The sequence below is a fragment of the Comamonas sp. wu1-DMT genome (genome assembly GCF_040187805.1).
GTDB lineage: Bacteria > Pseudomonadota > Gammaproteobacteria > Burkholderiales > Burkholderiaceae_C > Comamonas > Comamonas thiooxydans.
Genome location: NZ_JBANEM010000014.1, coordinates 14,819 through 33,334, shown reverse-complemented (window position 1 = coordinate 33,334; position 18,516 = coordinate 14,819). Strand labels below are relative to the sequence as shown.

The following is an 18,516-nucleotide window of genomic DNA, read 5'->3' as shown; positions in this document are numbered from 1 at the left end:
CCATGCAAGACGAAGACCTCAAGCTCGATGATCAGGTTCTGCAGCCGGATGCGGTTGTGGATGCTATGCAAACGCAAGCACCTATCGCTGATATGCAAAGCATTTCAGATGGAAATATGTCTGAAATGATTCAGGAGCAAGCGCCAGAAGCTCCTGAAATGCAAGCGCCTGCCATCATCGCCAAGACGCTGGACGCCGAGCCGGTGCCCGATATCTCCACCTTGACGGCAGCCAGGGATGCGGCCGCCTTCGTGGCACAGATTTTTGCCGACCCCAGCATCTCCGATGCGGCCGATGCCGAAGTGACCGAGGTCGAGTCGCAGCCCGAAGCCGAGCTGGAAGCAGTGGTGGAGCTGCCACCTGTCCCCGTGCACTGGCCGCAAGGCGCGGCCCAGCACCTGCAGGGCCAGCGCGTGTTGATTCTGGGTCTGGGCATCTCGGGTATCGCCATGGCACGCTGGTGCGTGCGTGCCGGTGCCGAGGTCACGGTGGCCGACACGCGCGAAGCCCCCCCCCTATCTGCCTGCGCTGCAGGCCGAACTGCCCGGCGTGCGCTTTGTTGCCGGCGCATTCACGGCTGCTCTGGTCGATGGCCAGAGCCTGAGTTCCGTCTACCGTTCGCCGGGCCTGAGCCCGGCCAGCGTTGCCTCGGTCTTCGATGCCGCGCGCAGCATCGGCCTGCCCACGGGCGGCGAACTGGATCTGTTTGCCTTTGCGCTCAAGGGCCTGCGCGAGGCCCATGGCTATGCGCCCAAGGTGCTGGGCATCACCGGCACCAACGGCAAGACCACGGTCACCTCGCTGACCGGTCAGTTGCTGGAGCATGGCGGATTGAGCGTGGGCGTGGCCGGCAATATCGGTCCTTCGCTGCTCGACACCCTGTCCGCTCGCATCGATGCCGAGACTCTGCCTCAGGCCTGGGTGCTGGAGCTGTCCAGCTTTCAGCTCGACGACTGCCGCGGATTCGAGCCCACGGCGGCCACGGTGCTCAATATCACCCAGGACCATCTGGACTGGCATGGTGGCATGCAGGCCTATGCCGATGCCAAGGCCCATGTCTTTGGCGAGCAGGCTCTGATGGTCCTCAATCGCGAAGACCCCGTCGTCATGGCCATGCTGCCAGCGCCCGTGGCGGTGCCCGGCAAGCGCGGCAAGACTTTCCAGCGTGCCCATGTCAGCTTTGGCGGCGACATGCCGCGCCGCCCCGGAGACTTCGGTCTGGAGGTGGTCAACGGCATGACCTGGCTGGTGCGCGCCCATGAGGCCGACGAAACCAGCAAGGGCAAGAACGCCGACGATCTGCACATCGTGCGCCTGATGCCCGCCGATGCGCTGCGCATCCGCGGCCGCCACAACGCCATCAATGCACTGTCGGCCCTGTCGCTGGCGACCGGTGCGGGATGCACGCTGGCACCGCTGCTCTACGGCCTGCGTGAATACCGGGGCGAGCCGCACCGTGTGCAGCCCGTGGGCCGGGTGGGCGATGTCGAATACTTTGACGACAGCAAGGGCACGAATGTGGGCGCCACCGTGGCGGCCCTCATGGGCCTGGGGCCGGATCACCGCATCGTGGTGATTCTGGGCGGTCTGGGCAAGGGCCAGGACTTCACGCCGCTGGCCGCTCCCGTCTCGCGCTATGTGCGCGCGGCCGTGCTGATCGGCCAGGATGCGCCGTTGATTCGCGAGGCGCTTGGCGACACCGGCGTGACTCTGGTCGATGCTGCAACCATGCAGGATGCCGTGCAGCAGGCCGCGCGTCTGGCCCATGCCAATGATGCGGTGCTGCTCTCGCCGGCCTGCGCGAGCATGGACATGTTCAAGGACTATGCGGACCGCGCCCACCAGTTTGTGGAAGCGGTGCGTGAGCTGGCGCTTGAAGCCGGCCAGCAACTGGAGGACGGCGCATGACAGCCGCCTTCCTGACCAGCCTCTCCGGCCGCATGCGCTCGTGGTTCCGCAGCGCAGAGGAAAGGCCCATCGACGTGCTGCCTGTGCGCGTAGGCGGGCCGCTGTACGACCGTCCCACCCGTACTCCGGCAAGCGTACTGGGGCTGGATCAGGCATTGATCTGGGTCGTCATCGCCTTGCTGTCCTGGAGTCTGGTCATGGTGTATTCGGCATCGATTGCGATGCCGGACAACCCGCGCTTCGGCAAGATCGAGCCCTATCACTTTCTGCTGCGCCACACCATGTCGATAGGCATGGCCTTTGTGGCCGCGCTGCTGGCCTTCCAGGTGCCCATGAATGTCTGGGAGAAGGTGGCGCGCAAGCTGTTTCTGATCTCCATCGTATTGCTGGTGGCGGTGCTGATCCCGCATGTGGGCACGGTGGTCAACGGCGCGCGGCGCTGGCTGTCGCTGGGCATCATGAACTTCCAGCCTTCCGAGCTGGCCAAGTTCTCCATCCTGATCTACGCGGCCGATTACATGGTGCGCAAGATGGAGGTCAAGGAGCGCTTCTTCCGCGCCGTGCTGCCCATGGGCTTGGCTGTGGTCGTGGTGGGCGTGCTGCTGCTGGCCGAGCCAGACATGGGGGCCTTCATGGTGATCGTCGTGATCTCCATGGGCATTCTGTTCCTGGGCGGCGTGAATGCGCGCATGTTCTTCATCATCGCGCTGCTGGTGGTGCTGGCCTTCGGCATGATCATCGCCACCTCGGAGTGGCGCCGCGAACGTATTTTTGCCTACCTCGATCCCTGGGATGAGAAGCATGCGCTGGGCAAGGGCTACCAGCTCTCGCATGCGCTGATTGCCATCGGGCGGGGCGAGATCTTTGGCGTGGGCCTGGGCCGCAGCGTGGAAAAGCTGCACTGGCTGCCCGAAGCGCATACCGACTTCCTGCTGGCTGTGATCGGCGAAGAATTTGGTCTGGTCGGCCTGCTGCTGATTGCTGCCGTCTTCTTCTGGCTGACCCGCCGCATCATGCTGATCGGCCGTCAGGCCATCGCGCTGGACCGTGTCTTTGCCGGGCTGGTGGCCGAGGGCGTGGCGATCTGGATGGGCTTCCAGGCCTTTATCAACATGGGTGTGAATTTGGGCGCCCTGCCAACCAAAGGCCTGACTCTGCCGTTAATGAGTTTTGGCGGTTCGGCCATTTTGATGAATTTGATTGCGATAGCTGTGGTGCTCAGAGTCGATTACGAAAACAAGCTGCTGATGAAGGGGGGCCACGCATGAGCCTGCTCATCAAGCCAAACAAGCCACGCACGGCACTGGTGATGGCTGGTGGTACCGGAGGTCATATCTTCCCCGGTCTGGCCGTGGCACAGGAGTTGCGTGCGCGCGGCTGGAATGTGCACTGGCTGGGAGCGCCCGGCTCCATGGAGTCGCGCATCGTGCCGCCCCAGGGCTTTGCACTGGAGCTGATCGAATTTGGCGGCGTGCGCGGCAAGGGGCTCAAGACCCTGGTGCAACTGCCCTTCAGGCTGGCGAAGGCCTTCTCGCAGGCGCGTGCCGTGATGAAGCGCGTGCAGCCCGATGTGGTCATCGGCCTGGGCGGGTACCTCACCGTGCCCGGTGGCCTGATGGCTGCGGCTTCGGGCGTGCCCGTGGTGCTGCACGAACAGAACTCCGTGGCCGGCATGGCCAACAAGGTCGTGGCCAAGGTTGCCAAGCGAGTGTTCACGGCTTTCCCCAAGGTATTTGCCAAGGGCGAATGGGTGGGCAATCCGCTGCGTCAAGCGTTTCTGGAGCAGGCCGAGCCCGCCCAGCGCTTTGCCGGTCGCAGCGGCCCGCTCAAGCTGCTGGTGGTGGGCGGCAGTCTGGGAGCCAGGGCGCTCAATGAGATCGTGCCCCAGGCTCTGGCCCTGATGCCTGCCGATCAGCGCCCCGTGGTGTTGCACCAGAGCGGTACGGCCCAGATCGATGCGTTGCGTGCCAACTATCAGGCTGCAGGCGTACAGGCTGAGCTGACTCCCTTCATCGATGACACGGCCAAGGCTTTTGCGGATGCCGATCTCGTCGTCTGCCGTGCCGGTGCCAGCACCGTGACCGAGATCGCCGCTGTAGGGGCGGCAGCGGTCTATGTGCCCTTCCCTGCTGCGGTGGATGACCACCAGACCAGCAATGCCCGCTTCCTCGTGGATGCTGGTGGCGGTTGGTTACAGCCGCAAAGTACTTTGAGCGCCCAAGGGTTGGCGGAAATGCTACAAAATATGCAGCGTGCGACGCTGTTGGAGCGCGCTGAACTCGCGAAGAAAATGCAAAAGACTGATGCCACCGCGAAGGTGGTCGCCGCTTGTGAGGAGTTGGCAGCATGAAACACGCCATTCATCACATTCACTTTGTCGGTATTGGCGGCGCCGGCATGAGCGGTATTGCAGAGGTTCTGCACAACCTGGGTTACGCCATTTCAGGCTCCGACCTGGCCGACAGTGCCACGCTGCGCCGCCTGGCCGGCCTGGGCATCAAGACCTTTGTCGGTCATGCGGCCGAGAACGTTGACGGCAGCGATGCCGTGGTGACATCCACGGCCGTGCAGGGCGACAACCCCGAGGTCCTGGCTGCGCGCGAGAAAAAGATTCCTGTGGTTCCTCGTGCGCTGATGCTCGCCGAGCTGATGCGTTTCAAGCAGGGCATCGCCATTGCCGGCGCGCATGGCAAGACCACCACCACCAGCCTGGTGACCAGTGTGCTGGCTGAAGCCGGTTTGGACCCCACCTTCGTGATCGGCGGCAAGCTCAACAGCGCCGGTGCGAATGCCAAGCTGGGCCAGGGCGACTACATCGTGGTCGAGGCCGACGAGTCCGATGCCTCCTTCCTGAATCTGCTGCCTGTGATGGCCGTCGTCACCAATATCGACGCCGATCACATGGAAACCTACGGCCATGACTTCGGCCGCCTCAAGCAGGCCTTTGTCGATTTCCTGCATCGCATGCCGTTTTACGGGCGCGCCATTCTTTGCGTCGACAGCCCTGCCGTGCGCGAGATCCTGCCCAAGCTGGCGCGTCCGGTCACGACCTACGGCTTTGCCGAAGATGCCCAGGTGCGCGCCGTGAACGTGCGTGCCGAAGCCGGTCGCATGCGCTTTACCGTGCGCCGCCAGAACGGCCAGAGCTACCCCGATCTGGAGGTTGTGCTGAGCCTGCCCGGCGAGCACAACGTGCTCAACGCCCTGTCTGCCGTGGCGGTAGCCATGGAGCTCGAAATTTCCGACGAGGCGCTGCTGCGCGCCTTGGAAGGCTTCAAGGGCGTGGGACGGCGTTTCCAGCGCTATGGCGAACTGCCGGCTGCCAATGGCGGCACGTTCACCGTCATCGACGACTACGGTCATCACCCCGTGGAAATGGCAGCCACGCTGGCTGCGGCACGCGGTGCCTTCCCGGGGCAGCGCCTGGTGCTGGCCTTCCAGCCACACCGCTACAGCCGCACACGCGACTGTTTCGAGGACTTTGTGAAGGTCATCGGCAGCGCCGACTCGGTGCTGCTGGCCGAGGTCTATGCCGCGGGCGAGGCACCCATCGTGGCTGCCGACGGTCGATCCCTGGCTCGCGCCTTGCGTGTGGCCGGCAAGGTCGAGCCTGTATTTGTGGAAAACATTGCCGATATGCCGGCAGCCATCGCTGCCAATGCGCAAGCGGGCGATGTATTGCTGTGCATGGGGGCCGGATCGATTGGCGCCGTGCCTGGGAAATTGGTTGAAATGCTTCAGAAACAAGAGCTGGCTGCGCCCGCAGGGAGCGCGCAATGAGCATGTTTGGTACAAATATCGACGTGAAGGCACTGGGCAAGGTCGCCGTGCTCATGGGCGGTCGCTCGTCCGAGCGCGAGGTCTCGCTGATGTCCGGCGCTGGTGTGTTGGCCGCACTGCAGTCCAAGGGTGTCGATGCCCACAAGTTCGACCCTGCCGAACAGGGGCTGGAGCAGCTCAAGGTGCAAGGCTTTGACCGCTGCTTCATCGCGCTGCATGGCCGCTACGGTGAGGACGGCACGGTGCAGGGTGCACTGGAGTTGCTGGATATTCCCTATACGGGTTCGGGCGTGATGGCTTCCAGCATCGCCATGGACAAGATCATGACCAAGCGCATCTGGCGCTTTGAAGGCCTGCCCACGCCGGACTGGCGCATGGTCGCCTCGGCCGCTGAAACCCGTGCCGCACTGGAAGCCCTGGGCGCTCCCATGATCGTCAAGCCCGCACGCGACGGCTCCAGCATCGGCCTGACCAAGGTGATGAATGCCGACGAATGCGCCAAGGCCTACGAGCTGGCGGCCCAGTACGATGCAGAAGTGCTGTGCGAGCAGTTCATTGCCGGTGACGAGACCACCTGCCCCGTGCTGGGCACGGGTGCCCAGGCCGGGGCGCTGCCGGTGATCCGAATCGTTGCGCCCGAAGGCAACTACGACTACCAGAACAAGTACTTCACAGATACCACGCAGTACCACTGCCCTAGCGGCCTGCCGGCTGCCGAGGAGGCCGAGATCCAGCGCATTGTGGAAAAAGCCTTCCGCACGCTGGGCTGCCGTGGCTGGGCGCGTGCCGACATCATGATTCGCGCCAGCGACCGCAAGCCTTTCTTGCTGGAGATCAATACCTCTCCAGGCATGACGGGGCATTCACTCGTCCCCATGGCTGCGCGCGCTTCCGGCGTGAGCTACGAAAACCTGTGCCTTGGCATCCTGGCCATGAGCACGCTGGATGGAGAAGCGGAGCAGCCATGAACCGCAACCAGCCCACAGCCGTCGTCCCGTTCGACGTCAAGCTCATGAACATCACTGCCACGGTGATGTTCATGGGCTGCTTGACGGCGTGCGTGATGGCCGTGGGGTGGTGGTTGATGCGAACTCCGGCCTTCAATATCGGTCGCATTGTGGTGGAAGGCGAGCTGGTGCATAACAACGCCGTGACGCTGCGCGCCAATGTGGCGCCAGTGCTCAAAGGCAACTTCTTCACGGTGGATCTGAAGGCGGCCCAGCATGCATTCGAGCAAGTGCCCTGGGTGCAGGAGGCGCAGGTGCGCCGTGAATATCCGAACGGCTTGCGCGTTGCGCTCAAGGAGCATGTGGCCGAAGCCTTCTGGGGGGCTGAGACCGGTACCGGTCTGGTCAACAAGGCCGGCGAAGTGTTTGAAGCCAATCTGGGCGAACTGGACCGCGAAGGTCTGCCGCGTCTGCAAGGCCCCGAGGGCTCGGCACCGCGTGTTCTGCAGATGTATCGAGCGCTGGAGCCGGCCTTGAAGCCGCTCGATGTGGCGCTGGACAGCCTGACTCTGGATGCGCGTGGCAGTTGGACGCTGGTGCTGGACAACGATGCGCTGCTGGAACTGGGCGGCGGCACGACCGAAGACATCTTGCAGCGCGTGCAGCGCTTTGTGCGCACGCTGCCTCAGATCACCTCTCAATACAAGCGCTCGGCTGCGGCACTGGAGTCTGCAGACCTGCGTTACGAAGACGGCTATGCCTTGCGACTCAAGGGCGTGACCACTGGAACCTCCGCGCCGGCAACTGCTGCCAGGGCCAGACGATAAGCGGGAGCAGGGGAACAGACATGCAAGGCGCACACAAAGACAAGACAGAACCTACCGGGGGCGGAAGCTGATATGGCAAGAGAATACAAGGATGTGATTGTTGGGCTGGATATCGGCACGGCCAAGGTCATGGCGGTGGTGGCCGAGGTCATGTCCAATGGCGAGCTCAAGCTGGCGGGCCTGGGCGTAGCCCCCAGCAACGGCTTGAAGCGCGGCGTGGTCGTGAATATCGATGCGACCGTGCAAAGCATCCAGCAGGCGCTCAAAGAGGCCGAACTGATGGCGGATTGCAAGATCCAGCGAGTGTGCACCGGCATTACGGGTAGCCATATCCGCGGTCTGAATTCCAGCGGCATGGTGGCCATCAAGGACAAGGAAGTCTCGTCCACCGATATGGCCCGCGTGATGGAAACCGCCAAGGCCATCAATATCTCGTCCGACCAGCGCCTGCTGCTGGTCGAGGCGCAGGAGTTCGTCATCGACGGCCACGAGGTGCGTGAGCCCATCGGCATGAGCGGCATTCGCCTTGAGGCCAAGATCCATATCGTGACCGGCGCCCAGAGCGCGGCCGAGAACATCATCAAATGCGTGCGCCGCTGCGGCCTGGAAGTCGAGCAGCTGCTGCTCAACCCGCTGGCGTCGGCCCAGGCCGTGCTGACCGATGACGAGCGCGAGCTGGGCGTGGCAGTGGTGGATATCGGCGCGGGAGCGACCGATGTGGCCATCTTCACCGGCGGTGCGATTCGCCACACGGCCGTGATCCCGATTGCCGGTGACCTGATCACCAGCGACATCGCCATGGCCCTGCGTACCCCCACCAAGGATGCCGAGGACATCAAGGTCGAGAGTGGCTATGCCAAGCAGTTGCTGGCCGATCCCGATGCCCAGGTCGAAGTGCCGGGCCTGGGCGACCGCAGCCCGCGCATGATCAGCAAGCAGGCCTTGGCCGGCGTGATCGAGCCCCGCGTGGAAGAGATCTTCTCGCTGGTGCAGCAGGTCATCCGCGAATCGGGCTACGAAGAAGTGCTGTCCTCGGGCATCGTGCTCACGGGCGGCAGCGCCGTCATGCCCGGGATGATCGAGCTGGGCGAAGACATCTTTCTCAAGCCCGTGCGCCGCGGGCTTCCCAAATATTCCGGTGCGCTGGCCGACATGGTCGCCCAGCCCCGTGCCGCCACGGTGATGGGCCTGCTCGATGAAGCACGTCTGGCACGTCTGCGTGGCTACAAGGTGGCCCAGAAGAGCGGTTCCATGAAGACCGCTTTCGGCCGGTTCAAAGACTTCATCGTGGGGAACTTCTGATATGAGCACTTATCGCATGTTCATCACCGGACCACCACAGATGGATTTTTCGCGGTATCGACGACGAAGACCGCGAAGACCTCAAGAGTTCGAAATTTCTTTTCCACAGCAGCGACAAACCACCACTAGAGAACAGGAGCACCACCATGCCTATCGACATGATTGAAACCGAAGAATTCAACCAAGGCACGCAGATCAAGGTGATCGGCGTCGGCGGCGGCGGCGGCAACGCCGTCGACCACATGATTGAACGCAGCGTTCAAGGCGTCGAATTCATTACGGCCAATACCGATGCTCAAGCTCTGTTGCGCAGCCGCGCTCACCGCACCATCCATCTGGGTGGCAGCGGCCTGGGTGCCGGCAGCAAGCCCGACAAGGGCCGCGACGCTGCGGAAGCTGCTGTGGAAGATATTCGCGCTGCCATCGAAGGCGCGCACATGCTCTTCATTACGGCAGGCATGGGTGGTGGTACGGGTACCGGTGCATCGCCTGTGATCGCACGAGTGGCCAAGGAAATGGGCATTCTGACGGTGGGTGTGGTGACCAAGCCTTTCGAGTGGGAAGGCGGCCGCCGCATGCAGAACGCTGACGCCGGCCTGGCCGAGCTGGAGGCGAATGTGGACTCGCTGATCGTTGTGCTCAACGAAAAGCTGCTCGATGTGCTGGGCGACGATATCTCCCAGGACGAGGCTTTTGCCCATGCCAACGACGTTCTGAAGAACGCCGTGGGCGGCATTGCCGAAATCATCAACGAGTACGGCCATGTGAACGTCGACTTCGAAGACGTGCGCACCGTGATGGGCGAGCCCGGCAAGGCCATGATGGGCACGGCCAAGGCCGCCGGTCCCGATCGTGCCCGTATCGCTGCCGAGCAGGCCGTGGCCTGCCCGCTGCTGGAAGGCATTGATCTGTCCGGCGCCAAGGGCGTGCTGGTGCTGGTGACTGCAGCCAAGGGGAGCCTCAAGCTGTCCGAGTCGCGTCTGGCCATGTCCACCATCAATGCCTATGCGTCTCCCGATGCTCACGTGATCTACGGCGCTGCCTACGATGACTCGCTGGGCGACGAAATCCGCGTGACCGTGGTGGCCACCGGCCTGTCGCGTCCCAATGTGCGTCGCCAGAACATCCAGGTGGTGCAGGGCGGTCTGCGTACCGGTACCGACAACGTGGCAGTGGGTCTGCCTCCCCTGGGCGGCATGGACTACGGCACGGCCAACACCAATGTGCCCAGCGTCTGGCGCACCAACCGTACCCAGGCTTCGGAGCGCGTGAGCGCGCTGGCGTCTGGCGGCATGGACGATGTGGAGATCCCGGCGTTTCTGCGCAAGCAGGCTGATTAAGCTCCCCCTGAGCGGCTTTGCCGCTTCCCCCTCTCTGGCGCTTTGCGCCGGAGGGGGACGACACCCTCGGTGCGGGGCGGCGGGGCCGCCCAGGCCCTTCCTCGGTGTCTCTGCCTCCGAGTGCGCCAGCGCTTGAGAGTCAGCCGCAAAGGCCTTTGGTTCGTTAAGGACTGATGGCCCATCAGTTCGCTGTATCGCAGCGATTAAGACAACCCTGGGTCGGCGTAAGCCGGCTCGGGGTTGTCCCATTTAAAATACCAGCATGCTTCAGCAACGTACCATCAAGACCATTTCCCGTGCCGTAGGCGTGGGCCTGCACAGCGGCCAGCGTGTCGAGTTGACGCTGCGCCCTGCCCAGCCTGATACCGGCATCGTGTTCCGTCGCGTGGACTTGCCTGAGCCTGTGGATATCCCCATTTCCGCCGAGGCAGTGACCGATACGCGCATGGCTTCCACCATCGGCAGCGGCGGCGCCAAGGTGCATACGGTAGAGCACCTGATGTCGGCCATCGCCGGTCTGGGAATCGACAACCTCTACGTGGACATCACTGCCGAAGAAGTGCCGATTCTCGATGGCTCCTCGTCATCGTTCGTGTTTCTGCTGCAAAGCGCCGGAATCGAGTTGCAGAAAGCGCCCAAGCGCTTCATCCGCATCAAGAGCCCGATCGAGGTGCGTGAAGGCGAAGGCCAGAACCTCAAGTGGGCGCGTTTCGATCCCTACCACGGCTTCAAGCTGCGCTTCGAGATCGACTTCGCTCACCCAGCCGTGGACTCCACGGGGCAGTGCGTGGAGTTCGACATGGGTCTGGACAATTACACACGCGACATCGCCCGCGCCCGCACCTTCGGCTTCACCAAGGATGTGGAAATGTTGCGCAACAACGGCCTGGCACTGGGCGGGGGGCTGGACAACGCCATCGTCATGGATGACTACAAGGTCCTGAACAGCGACGGTCTGCGCTATGACGACGAGTTTGCCAAGCACAAGATCCTTGACGCGATCGGCGATCTGTATCTGATCGGCAAGCCCATTCTCGGTGCCTACAGCGCCTTTCGCTCGGGTCACGGCCTCAACAACAAGCTGCTGCGCGCAATGATCGAGCAGCCCGAGACCTGGGAGCTCGTGACCTTCGAGAGCGAGCGCCAGGCTCCCCAGGGCTTTGCCATGCCCGCTCAGGCCTGGTGAGCGAGACCTCCATGCTGATCTTTCGCTGGCTGGCCACCTTGCTGATTCTGGCTTCGGCATTGAGCTTTGCCTTCTATCTGGGAACCGGCAAGGCGCATTACAAGCGCCTGGGCTTTTTGCTGTTCAAGTGGACGGTGATTGCCGGTCTGGCCTTTTTTGCCGTGATGTTTGTCGGACGCATCATCTGAGAACTAATGAATATTGATAGCGGCTTGCCAAATCCGGCTCGGCGCTTCATAGGTTTCTGTTCTGTAAACAGCACGCAAAAAGTGGTAAATCGGCAGTTGCTCACTTCTTGCAGCGCCGAAATTGGGTAAAGATGGATCTGCTGCGGCCGCCATGACCGGCCGCACACCTTGTTGACCGAAACAATTCGACAAAGGAGTACCCATGTCCCGTTTGACTACCCGCATTCTTTCTGCCTCCATTGCCGCCTGCCTGGGTCTGGGCAGTCTGGCCGTCCAGGCGCAGCCCGGCCCGCCGCCCGGCCGCGGCAATGGACATGGAGCGCAGGACATGCGCCATGGCGGTCGCCATGATGATCGTGGTCGGCATGAGCAGCGCTATGACAGGCGCGACGACCGACGTGCCGATCATCACGACAATGGTCGCCGTGGCGGTGGTCCCGACCATAACTGGTACAAGGGCAGTCGCGTGCCGCCGCAATACCGCAGCCAGCACTATGTGGTGAATGACTGGCGCGGCCACCATCTGTCGGCGCCGCCGCGTGGCTATCACTGGATTCAGAACGGCGGCGACTATCTGCTGGTTGCCATTGCCACAGGCGTAATCGCCTCCATGGTGTTGAGCGCCTATTAAGCAAATCACACCATCAAAAAAGCCGTGGCATGTCACGGCTTTTTTTTGTATCGGGCAGAGCTTTGAAGCAGTGTGTGCTTCAGCTCGGGGGCTGCGAGGAAAAGCCATCCTGCGATCCCTTCCGAAGAGAGAAGGGGAAGCCGCGAAGCGGCTAAGGGCGAGCTCAATAGACCCGTCCGCCCCGGTACATGGCATGTTGCTTGCGGCGCAGATCGGTGGACTTGGCCATCAGCCCCATGGCGGCAGCCGCATGGGCATGGGTGATCGCCAGCCCCAGCGCGTCGGCGGCATCGGTGCCGGGCAGGCCGGGCAGTTGCAGCAGCCGTTTGACCATTTCCTGGATCTGGCTCTTGGCTGCGCGACCATGGCCGACCACGGCTTTCTTCATCTGCAGGGCGGTGTATTCGGAAACCGCGAGATTGGCGTTGACCAGGGCCGTCAGCGCCGCACCACGGGCCTGGCCCAGCAGCAGCGTGGACTGGGGGTTGACGTTGACGAAGACGATTTCCACGGCAGCCACCTCGGGCTGATAGCGTGAGGCAACTTCGGAGATGCCGTCGAACAGCACCTTGAGACGGCCCGGCAGGTCGCCGAGTTCCATCTTGTTGGTGCGTATGGTGCCGCTGGCCACATAGGACAGGCGCTGGCCTTCCATGTCGATGACGCCAAAGCCCGTGGTCTGCAGGCCAGGGTCGATTCCTAGAATTCGCATGGCTGTCGATTATCCACGTACAAAACCTTCACGCTCCATGCGGGTGACAGCAAGCAAGAGCCGCTTTGCGGCGATGCTGCCGTCCTCCTCGGGGAAGGCGCGGGGCCGCCCAGGCGAAGCGCCTCAGGGGGGCGTCACCATCGGTATATAGCGCGCAATCGTGCGACTGCGCTGCGCCAGATAGCGCGATTGCGGCATTTTCTCGAAGCGCTTGGGTGCCGGAAGCATGGCGGCAAGTCGTGCTGCCTCGGCCGCATTGAGCTGGGCGGCACTCTTGCGGAAGTAATGCCGGGCGGCGGCCTCGGCGCCGAACACGCCCTGGCCCCATTCCACATTGTTGAGATAGATCTCCAGAATGCGCTGCTTGCTCAGCATCAGCTCCAGCAATTGCGCCAGCACCAGCTCCTGGCCCTTGCGCAGAAAATTGCGTTCGCCCGACAGCAGCAGGTTCTTGGCCAGCTGCTGGGTGATGGTGGAGCCGCCATAGACCTTGGCGGGCTTGCTGTTGTTTCCGGCTTTTTCTGCCTGCATGGCCCTGGCCTCGGCTTTTGCGTTGCGCTGCCAGGCCCTCTGAACGGCATCCCATTCCACGCCGTGATGGTCCATGAAGCCGGCATCTTCGGAGGCAATCACCGCGCGCTTGAGGTTGCTGGAGATCTGGCCGTAGTCCACCCATTGCTGGCGCCAGCGCAGGCCCTCGCTGCTGTGGGCAAGCTGCCAGGCTTCGGAGCGCTGATAGCTGGTGGACTCTGGATCCAGCCATGCCATGACTGCGATGCGTGCTACAAAAAACAATTGCAGCAGCAGGGTGGCACAAAGCACCAGCAACAGCAGTCGGCCAAGAGCTTTCATGGTGGGGCGAGGTTTTAGTGAGCGGCTTCAGCGTGCAGCAGAGCGCGCAGTTCGGCCAAGACTTGTGCAGAGGGCGGACGCACGCCGCGCCATAGCGCAAAGGACTCGGCGGCCTGCTCCACCAGCATGCCCAGACCATCACGCGCCAGCGCGCCGTGGCTGCTGGCCCAATTCAGAAAATTCTGAGCGGCGGGGCCGTACATCATGTCGTAGGCCAGACTGCGTGCGTGCAGCACGCTGGCGGGCGCGGGCACATCAGCCCCAGCCAGGCTGCTGGCTGTGGCATTGATGATGATGTCGAAATTTTGGGTCAGATCAGTCTCAAGCACTTGCCTTTCAAGTGCTACCAGCTCTACGTTATGTAGTGTGGCAATGGCCGCATGCTGCTGGACCAGCGTTTGAGCCCTGGCATGAGTGCGGTTGACCACGACTAGGCGGCAGGGCTTTTGCTCCAGCAAAGAGCCCAGGGCTCCAGCGGCGGCGCCGCCCGCGCCAAGCAGCAGCACATCACGCCCGGCGATGGGCACACCGGCATTGCGGGTGATGTCGGCCACGATGCCCAGGCCATCGGTGTTGTCGGCATGAATGCCGTTGGCGCCGAATACCAGCGTATTGGCAGCACCAGCCAGCCGCACGCGCTCGCTGGTGCTGGTGGCCAGCTCGGCCGCCTGCAGCTTGAAGGGCACGGTCACATTGCAGCCCTTGCCGCCGCGCGCGGCAAAGTCGCGCACAAAGTCGGCAAAGCCATCCAGCGGCACCAGGGCGTGGTCATAGCTGACGGGCTGGCCGGTCAGCTCGGCGAAGCGGGCATGAATCCAGGGAGAGCGGCTATGGGCAACGGGGTTGCCCATGACGCAGTAGGCATCAAGCGTATTTGTCATAAAAAGGCTGAAGGAAATCGCTGAGCAGAGTTGGGTACGCGTTGGGGCAGTGGCCGGCGAGATCGGCGCAGCCTAAGCCAAGGCAGCCGCACAAGGGCCGTCCCGCCGCGCTGGCTGCGTTCCCCGCCTGCAAGCGAAGCGATGCGAGAGCGGGGGAAGGCGCCGAAGGCGGCACAGGGGGTCACCTTATGTCTGTTTCCAGTGTCTGCTCGCGTGTGAACCTGAAGCGCGAGACGACGGCGATCTGATCGGCCTTGGTGCGCATGGCCGGGCCGAAGTGGCCGTAAGGGGCTGCGGCGCGGGCAATGGCCTCGGCACGGGTATCGAGCATGCGGTTACCCGAGCCCTGCACAACCTCGGTGGAAAGCACGCGGCCGTCATGATTCACGGTCAGGATCATGACCAGCTCGCCATACAGCTTCTTGCCCTTGTTCTCGGGGAAGTTTTCCGTGCCCTTGTCTTCCACCTTGCGGCGCAGCGCATCGTAGTAGACGGCGTACACGGCCTCCTTGGTGGCGGGGCTGATATAGCGCTTCTTGGGGCGGGCGTTTTCTGCGTTGATACGCTTTTCAATCTCGGCCAGCAGCTTGATGAGCTGCAAGCGCTTTTCTTCCTGGGCCTCCAGGGCCTTGTTGTCGGCGCTCAGGCGCGGGTCTATCGGGGGCAGCGCGGCCACTTGCTGGCGCAGTTGGGTCAGCAACTGATTCTGCTGCTCCTGCATGGCATCGAGCTGGCGCTGTTTTTCCTCGAAATCATCGCCCACCGTCGTCAGGGCCGAGTAGGGCATGGGACTGGTGGAACGGCCCTGGTCGGCATCGCCGCCGCCGGCCAGCGAGGTCTGGGCAATGGCCTGGGCCTTGTCCGGCGTCTCGTTGGCGCGGGCATTGACCAGAATCACTTCCAGCGGCGTGTCCTGAAACACGCGCTCAAAGCGTTCCGGGTCCACGAAGCGGACGGTCAGCAACACGGCATGGACGGCGATGGAAACGCCCAGCGCCAGCTGCAGCGTACTCAGTCGTCGAAGAGAGGTGGGCAGTTTCACGGCAGCGTCAGGGCGATGAGATGTGGAGGTCAGGACTTGGGCTGGTCTGCAGCGGGATCGGCGTCGTTCATGTCCACCGCAATGGAAATGGGGCCGGCCACGGCGTCGTCATCGTCCTCGCCGCTGTCCTCACCTTCCCTCTCGGCTTCGGCGCCTGCATCCAGGTGCTCGATCAGCGTGCCCGAGATGTCCAGCGAGATCTCGTCGATCTCGCCGAGCTTGACACGCACATGGGCGCCGCGAGGCAGGTTCTGCGCACCCAGTACGGGCAGCACCAGCGGCAGATTGTCGGCGCGTACCAGGAAGGAACCGTTGGGGCCTTCCTTGAACACGCTGGCCGTCAGTTCGCTGATGCCGTTCTGCTCCAGATACTTGAGCGTCCAGAAGCGCTCCATGCCGGCCTGATAGCCGTTGTAGGCGCTGTAGGCGCCGTCAAAGCTGCTGATGATGCCGAACAGCTCGGCGTCCTTGGGCTTGAAGGGCGCGGCCAGGGCGGCCGTCTTGCCGTGGCGGGCGCAGGCAATGATCTGCCACTGATTGACCAGATCCACATAGCGGCGCAGCGGGGAGGTGGCCCAGGAGTAAGCTTTCACGCCGATGCCGGCATGCGGCAAGGCCTTGGTGCTCATGCGCACCTTGACGCCGGGTGCCAGGCTGGCCTGGCTGCGGTAGATGCCGGGCACACCGTGCTCGGCCAGCATCAGTCCCCAGGTGCTGTTGGCCACGATGGCAGCCTCGGCCACGATCAGGTCCAGCGGCGCGCCGCGCTTGCGCACGGTGATCTGCACCTGCTCGCTGCCATTGGGCTCGGCGCCGTCGTTGCCGACGAGACGGAAGTTGTAGTCCGGGCGGTTGAAGTTCTCGGGCTTGCCGCGCACCACTTCGCGATTGGCCTTGAGGAACTTGGACCAGCGCTGCAAAAAGGTGAGCTCCTTGCGCTTGCCCAGCAACGAATCAGGCGTATTTTCAACCTCGATTGAGGAGTCGGTCAGCCATTCCTCGGTGACGATGTGATCTAGCTTGTCGTAGCGGAAGTTGACTTCCACGGGCACGCGCTCGAGACGGGTTTCGCTGGAGATGGTCTCCAGCGTCTCTTCGTTGATCTGCACATACAGCGAGACCGCGGGGTTGGAGCGGCCTTCGTCCAGCGTGTAGATATGCACCACGTCGTCGGGCAGCATGGTGATCTTGTAGCCGGGCATGTAGACGGTGGACAGGCGGGCGCGGCCCAGCTTGTCCAGCTCGCCGCCGGGCGTGATGGCCAGACCGGGGGCCGCAATGTGGATGCCCACGGTGACGGTGCCCGTGCCCAGGCCCGTGACGGACAGCGCATCGTCGATTTCGGTGGTGGCCGAGTCGTCGATGGAAAAAGCCTTTACATCGGCCACGGGCAGGTCGGCCGGTGGCTGGGGGGCCTGCACGGAGGGGAAGCCCGTGCCCTTGGGGAAGTTGTCGAACAGGAAGCGCTTCCAGTGAAACTGGTAGGAAGAGTCGATGGCGCCGGCGCGGTGCAGCAGCTCCAGCGGGGCCAGCTTGGTGGCGCGGCTGGCATCGACCACGGCCTTGTATTCGGCTGCGTTCTTGTCGGGCTTGAACAGAATCTTGTAGAGCTGTTCGCGGATTGCCTGCGGGCACTCGCCGCGGCCCAGTTCCTCGGCCCAGGCGTTGATCTGTGCCTGAATCTGCTTTTTCTTCTCGATGGCGGCAAGGGCTTGCTGCAGGATTTCTGCAGGAGCCTTCTTGAAGCGGCCCTTGCCCGCACGACGGAAATAATGCGGTGCGTCGTACAGGCAGAACAGCGCACCGGCCTGCTGGGCCAGCGTCGCGGATTCGGAAAAATAGTCACGCGCCAGGTCGGCAAAGCCGAACTCTTCCTCGGGCGCAAATTCCCAGGCCAGATCCAGGTCGATCTCGGCGGCCTGGGCCTGGCCCTGGGCGACCAACTCGGCAGGAGCCGGCTTCTCGAACTTGAGCAGGATATTGGCGGCCTTGACCTTGACCCGCTTGCCCGAGTCCAGCTCGACTTGGGCAGAGGATTCGGCTTCGGAGAGGATGCGCCCGGCCAGAAATTTGCCGGCTTCTTCAAACAGTGCGTGCATAACCACGCATTTTCCCACGAGCCGAACATTCGGCGCTCAGAAGTGATTCAGTTCATGCTTGAGGTCGGTCAATATCAGACGCGGCCCCCGCGCGGTCAGGGCCGTGCACAGAGGGGCGCGTTGCAGCAATACAGCCGTTTCCTGGGGTGGCGCCTGGAGTCGCCGGGGGCATCAGGCCAAGGCCAGAAATTCGTCGATCCGGTCTAGATACTCGGCAAAGTTGCTCAGGGCGTGGTCGCCGCCTTCTTGCACCAATTGAAGTGCGTGAGGGTAGCGCTCGCTCATCTCGTTCCAGTCCAGCACCTCGTCGCCCTGGGCGATCAACACCATCTCGGGTGCTGCCGGCGTCATGGTGCGGGTGTCGAGCTGGCGCAATTCCTCAATGTATTCGGGGCGAAAGAAGAAGGTTTCCTCGGGGTCATGCCAGCTGGACTGCTCGCCAATGTATTTTTCCAGGTCGCGGGCCGGGTTGACGGCGGGGTTGATCATCACGCTCTTGCAGCGCGCCAGCTGGGCCACCCAGCTGGCGTAATAGCCGCCCAGCGACGAGCCCATGACGGCCATGTTCTGGCGTGGCCAGTTGGCGATGCCCTCTGCTATCACGGCCGCCGCTTCGCGCGGCGAGGGCGGCAGCTGAGGGCACCACCAGCGTACCTTGGAATGCCTGGCGCCCACATAGTCCGCCATGATGCGTGCCTTGTTGGACTGGGGGGAGGAGCGAAAGCCATGCAGATACAGCAGGTGGGTGGTCGTCATAGCGGCAATCTCCTCTGGTAAAAACACTTCTGTCTCGGTCATTGTGGACTGTCTGCCCCAAGACT

The 18,516-nt window shown here is 63.1% G+C and carries 17 protein-coding genes and 1 pseudogene; 11 read left to right on the top strand and 7 right to left on the bottom strand.

Features of this window, described 5'->3' with window-relative positions:
* The first annotated feature begins 2 nt into the window (after positions 1-2).
* From murD to V8Z78_RS18955, 10 genes and pseudogenes are all read left to right on the top strand, one after another.
* Positions 3-1,908: pseudogene (gene murD / locus V8Z78_RS19000) on the top strand (UDP-N-acetylmuramoyl-L-alanine--D-glutamate ligase).
* Positions 1,905-3,176 carry a putative lipid II flippase FtsW gene (gene ftsW / locus V8Z78_RS18995; protein ID WP_012839829.1) on the top strand — a complete coding sequence of 424 codons (1,272 nt, stop codon included), beginning with the start codon at positions 1,905-1,907 and terminating at the stop codon, positions 3,174-3,176. The pseudogene murD and the gene ftsW overlap by 4 nt, the downstream one beginning before the upstream one ends.
* Positions 3,173-4,258, top strand: coding sequence for an undecaprenyldiphospho-muramoylpentapeptide beta-N-acetylglucosaminyltransferase (gene murG, locus V8Z78_RS18990; RefSeq protein WP_003068977.1), 1,086 nt, complete (start codon positions 3,173-3,175; stop codon positions 4,256-4,258). Before ftsW ends, murG begins: the two co-directional genes overlap by 4 nt.
* Positions 4,255-5,688: a UDP-N-acetylmuramate--L-alanine ligase gene (gene murC, locus V8Z78_RS18985; RefSeq protein ID WP_003068975.1), complete on the top strand. Its 1,434-nt coding sequence runs from the start codon at positions 4,255-4,257 to the stop codon at positions 5,686-5,688. Before murG ends, murC begins: the two co-directional genes overlap by 4 nt.
* On the top strand, positions 5,685-6,656 hold the full coding sequence (locus V8Z78_RS18980; protein ID WP_012839827.1) for a D-alanine--D-alanine ligase: 972 nt from the start codon (positions 5,685-5,687) through the stop codon (positions 6,654-6,656). The genes murC and V8Z78_RS18980 overlap by 4 nt, the downstream gene beginning before the upstream one ends.
* A complete protein-coding gene (locus V8Z78_RS18975) occupies positions 6,653-7,462 on the top strand; it encodes a cell division protein FtsQ/DivIB (protein ID WP_003068968.1) in 810 nt (269 codons plus the stop codon). Before V8Z78_RS18980 ends, V8Z78_RS18975 begins: the two co-directional genes overlap by 4 nt.
* 72 nt (positions 7,463-7,534) lie before the next feature.
* The gene (ftsA, locus tag V8Z78_RS18970) at positions 7,535-8,764 is read left to right on the top strand and encodes a cell division protein FtsA (protein WP_003051293.1); all 1,230 of its coding nucleotides are present in this window, start codon (positions 7,535-7,537) and stop codon (positions 8,762-8,764) included.
* A gap of 146 nt (positions 8,765-8,910) precedes the next feature.
* Positions 8,911-10,104: a cell division protein FtsZ gene (gene ftsZ, locus V8Z78_RS18965; RefSeq protein ID WP_003068965.1), complete on the top strand. Its 1,194-nt coding sequence runs from the start codon at positions 8,911-8,913 to the stop codon at positions 10,102-10,104.
* Positions 10,105-10,366: 262 nt separating this feature from the next.
* Positions 10,367-11,290: a UDP-3-O-acyl-N-acetylglucosamine deacetylase gene (gene lpxC / locus V8Z78_RS18960; protein WP_003068962.1), complete on the top strand. Its 924-nt coding sequence runs from the start codon at positions 10,367-10,369 to the stop codon at positions 11,288-11,290.
* An 11-nt stretch (positions 11,291-11,301) separates the two neighbouring features.
* Positions 11,302-11,478: a hypothetical protein gene (locus V8Z78_RS18955; protein ID WP_003068960.1), complete on the top strand. Its 177-nt coding sequence runs from the start codon at positions 11,302-11,304 to the stop codon at positions 11,476-11,478.
* Between the two features lie 3 nt (positions 11,479-11,481).
* On the opposite strand, the gene V8Z78_RS18950 is transcribed toward V8Z78_RS18955, so the two are convergent.
* The gene (locus V8Z78_RS18950) at positions 11,482-11,682 is read right to left on the bottom strand and encodes a hypothetical protein (RefSeq protein ID WP_179626857.1); all 201 of its coding nucleotides are present in this window, start codon (positions 11,680-11,682) and stop codon (positions 11,482-11,484) included.
* Here V8Z78_RS18950 and V8Z78_RS18945 point away from each other — a divergent pair.
* On the top strand, positions 11,681-12,109 hold the full coding sequence (locus V8Z78_RS18945; RefSeq protein WP_046460595.1) for an RcnB family protein: 429 nt from the start codon (positions 11,681-11,683) through the stop codon (positions 12,107-12,109). The two genes, V8Z78_RS18950 and V8Z78_RS18945, sit on opposite strands and share 2 nt — an antisense overlap.
* Positions 12,110-12,272: 163 nt before the next feature.
* On the opposite strand, the gene ruvC is transcribed toward V8Z78_RS18945, so the two are convergent.
* The 6 genes from ruvC to V8Z78_RS18915 form a co-directional block, all read right to left on the bottom strand.
* Positions 12,273-12,821: a crossover junction endodeoxyribonuclease RuvC gene (gene ruvC, locus V8Z78_RS18940; RefSeq protein WP_003068955.1), complete on the bottom strand. Its 549-nt coding sequence runs from the start codon at positions 12,819-12,821 to the stop codon at positions 12,273-12,275.
* A 123-nt stretch (positions 12,822-12,944) separates the two neighbouring features.
* Positions 12,945-13,673 (bottom strand): monofunctional biosynthetic peptidoglycan transglycosylase, encoded by a 729-nt coding sequence (gene mtgA, locus V8Z78_RS18935; RefSeq protein WP_003068953.1) that lies wholly within the window; start codon positions 13,671-13,673, stop codon positions 12,945-12,947.
* Positions 13,674-13,687: 14 nt separating this feature from the next.
* Positions 13,688-14,554, bottom strand: a complete 867-nt coding sequence (gene aroE, locus V8Z78_RS18930) for a shikimate dehydrogenase (RefSeq protein WP_349731899.1) — start codon at positions 14,552-14,554, stop codon at positions 13,688-13,690.
* Between the two features lie 181 nt (positions 14,555-14,735).
* The gene (locus tag V8Z78_RS18925) at positions 14,736-15,596 is read right to left on the bottom strand and encodes an energy transducer TonB (protein WP_349731898.1); all 861 of its coding nucleotides are present in this window, start codon (positions 15,594-15,596) and stop codon (positions 14,736-14,738) included.
* 29 nt (positions 15,597-15,625) lie between these two features.
* Positions 15,626-17,695 (bottom strand): ribonuclease catalytic domain-containing protein, encoded by a 2,070-nt coding sequence (locus tag V8Z78_RS18920; RefSeq protein ID WP_349731897.1) that lies wholly within the window; start codon positions 17,693-17,695, stop codon positions 15,626-15,628.
* A gap of 171 nt (positions 17,696-17,866) precedes the next feature.
* Positions 17,867-18,451 carry a YqiA/YcfP family alpha/beta fold hydrolase gene (locus V8Z78_RS18915; RefSeq protein ID WP_003068947.1) on the bottom strand — a complete coding sequence of 195 codons (585 nt, stop codon included), beginning with the start codon at positions 18,449-18,451 and terminating at the stop codon, positions 17,867-17,869.
* Positions 18,452-18,516: the final 65 nt, after the last annotated feature.

Excerpts from the sequence above, each read along its gene's own strand:
- ftsW (WP_012839829.1), top strand. The coding sequence starts at position 1,905 with ATGACAGCCGCCTTCCTGACCAGCCTCTCCGGCCGCATGCGCTCGTGG.
- murG (WP_003068977.1), top strand. The coding sequence starts at position 3,173 with ATGAGCCTGCTCATCAAGCCAAACAAGCCACGCACGGCACTGGTGATG.
- murC (WP_003068975.1), top strand. The coding sequence starts at position 4,255 with ATGAAACACGCCATTCATCACATTCACTTTGTCGGTATTGGCGGCGCC.
- V8Z78_RS18980 (WP_012839827.1), top strand. The coding sequence starts at position 5,685 with ATGAGCATGTTTGGTACAAATATCGACGTGAAGGCACTGGGCAAGGTC.
- V8Z78_RS18975 (WP_003068968.1), top strand. The coding sequence starts at position 6,653 with ATGAACCGCAACCAGCCCACAGCCGTCGTCCCGTTCGACGTCAAGCTC.
- ftsA (WP_003051293.1), top strand. The coding sequence starts at position 7,535 with ATGGCAAGAGAATACAAGGATGTGATTGTTGGGCTGGATATCGGCACG.
- ftsZ (WP_003068965.1), top strand. The coding sequence starts at position 8,911 with ATGCCTATCGACATGATTGAAACCGAAGAATTCAACCAAGGCACGCAG.
- lpxC (WP_003068962.1), top strand. The coding sequence starts at position 10,367 with ATGCTTCAGCAACGTACCATCAAGACCATTTCCCGTGCCGTAGGCGTG.
- V8Z78_RS18955 (WP_003068960.1), top strand. The coding sequence starts at position 11,302 with ATGCTGATCTTTCGCTGGCTGGCCACCTTGCTGATTCTGGCTTCGGCA.
- V8Z78_RS18945 (WP_046460595.1), top strand. The coding sequence starts at position 11,681 with ATGTCCCGTTTGACTACCCGCATTCTTTCTGCCTCCATTGCCGCCTGC.
- V8Z78_RS18950 (WP_179626857.1), bottom strand. The coding sequence starts at position 11,682 with ATGGGTACTCCTTTGTCGAATTGTTTCGGTCAACAAGGTGTGCGGCCG.
- ruvC (WP_003068955.1), bottom strand. The coding sequence starts at position 12,821 with ATGCGAATTCTAGGAATCGACCCTGGCCTGCAGACCACGGGCTTTGGC.
- mtgA (WP_003068953.1), bottom strand. The coding sequence starts at position 13,673 with ATGAAAGCTCTTGGCCGACTGCTGTTGCTGGTGCTTTGTGCCACCCTG.
- aroE (WP_349731899.1), bottom strand. The coding sequence starts at position 14,554 with ATGACAAATACGCTTGATGCCTACTGCGTCATGGGCAACCCCGTTGCC.
- V8Z78_RS18920 (WP_349731897.1), bottom strand. The coding sequence starts at position 17,695 with ATGCACGCACTGTTTGAAGAAGCCGGCAAATTTCTGGCCGGGCGCATC.
- V8Z78_RS18915 (WP_003068947.1), bottom strand. The coding sequence starts at position 18,451 with ATGACGACCACCCACCTGCTGTATCTGCATGGCTTTCGCTCCTCCCCC.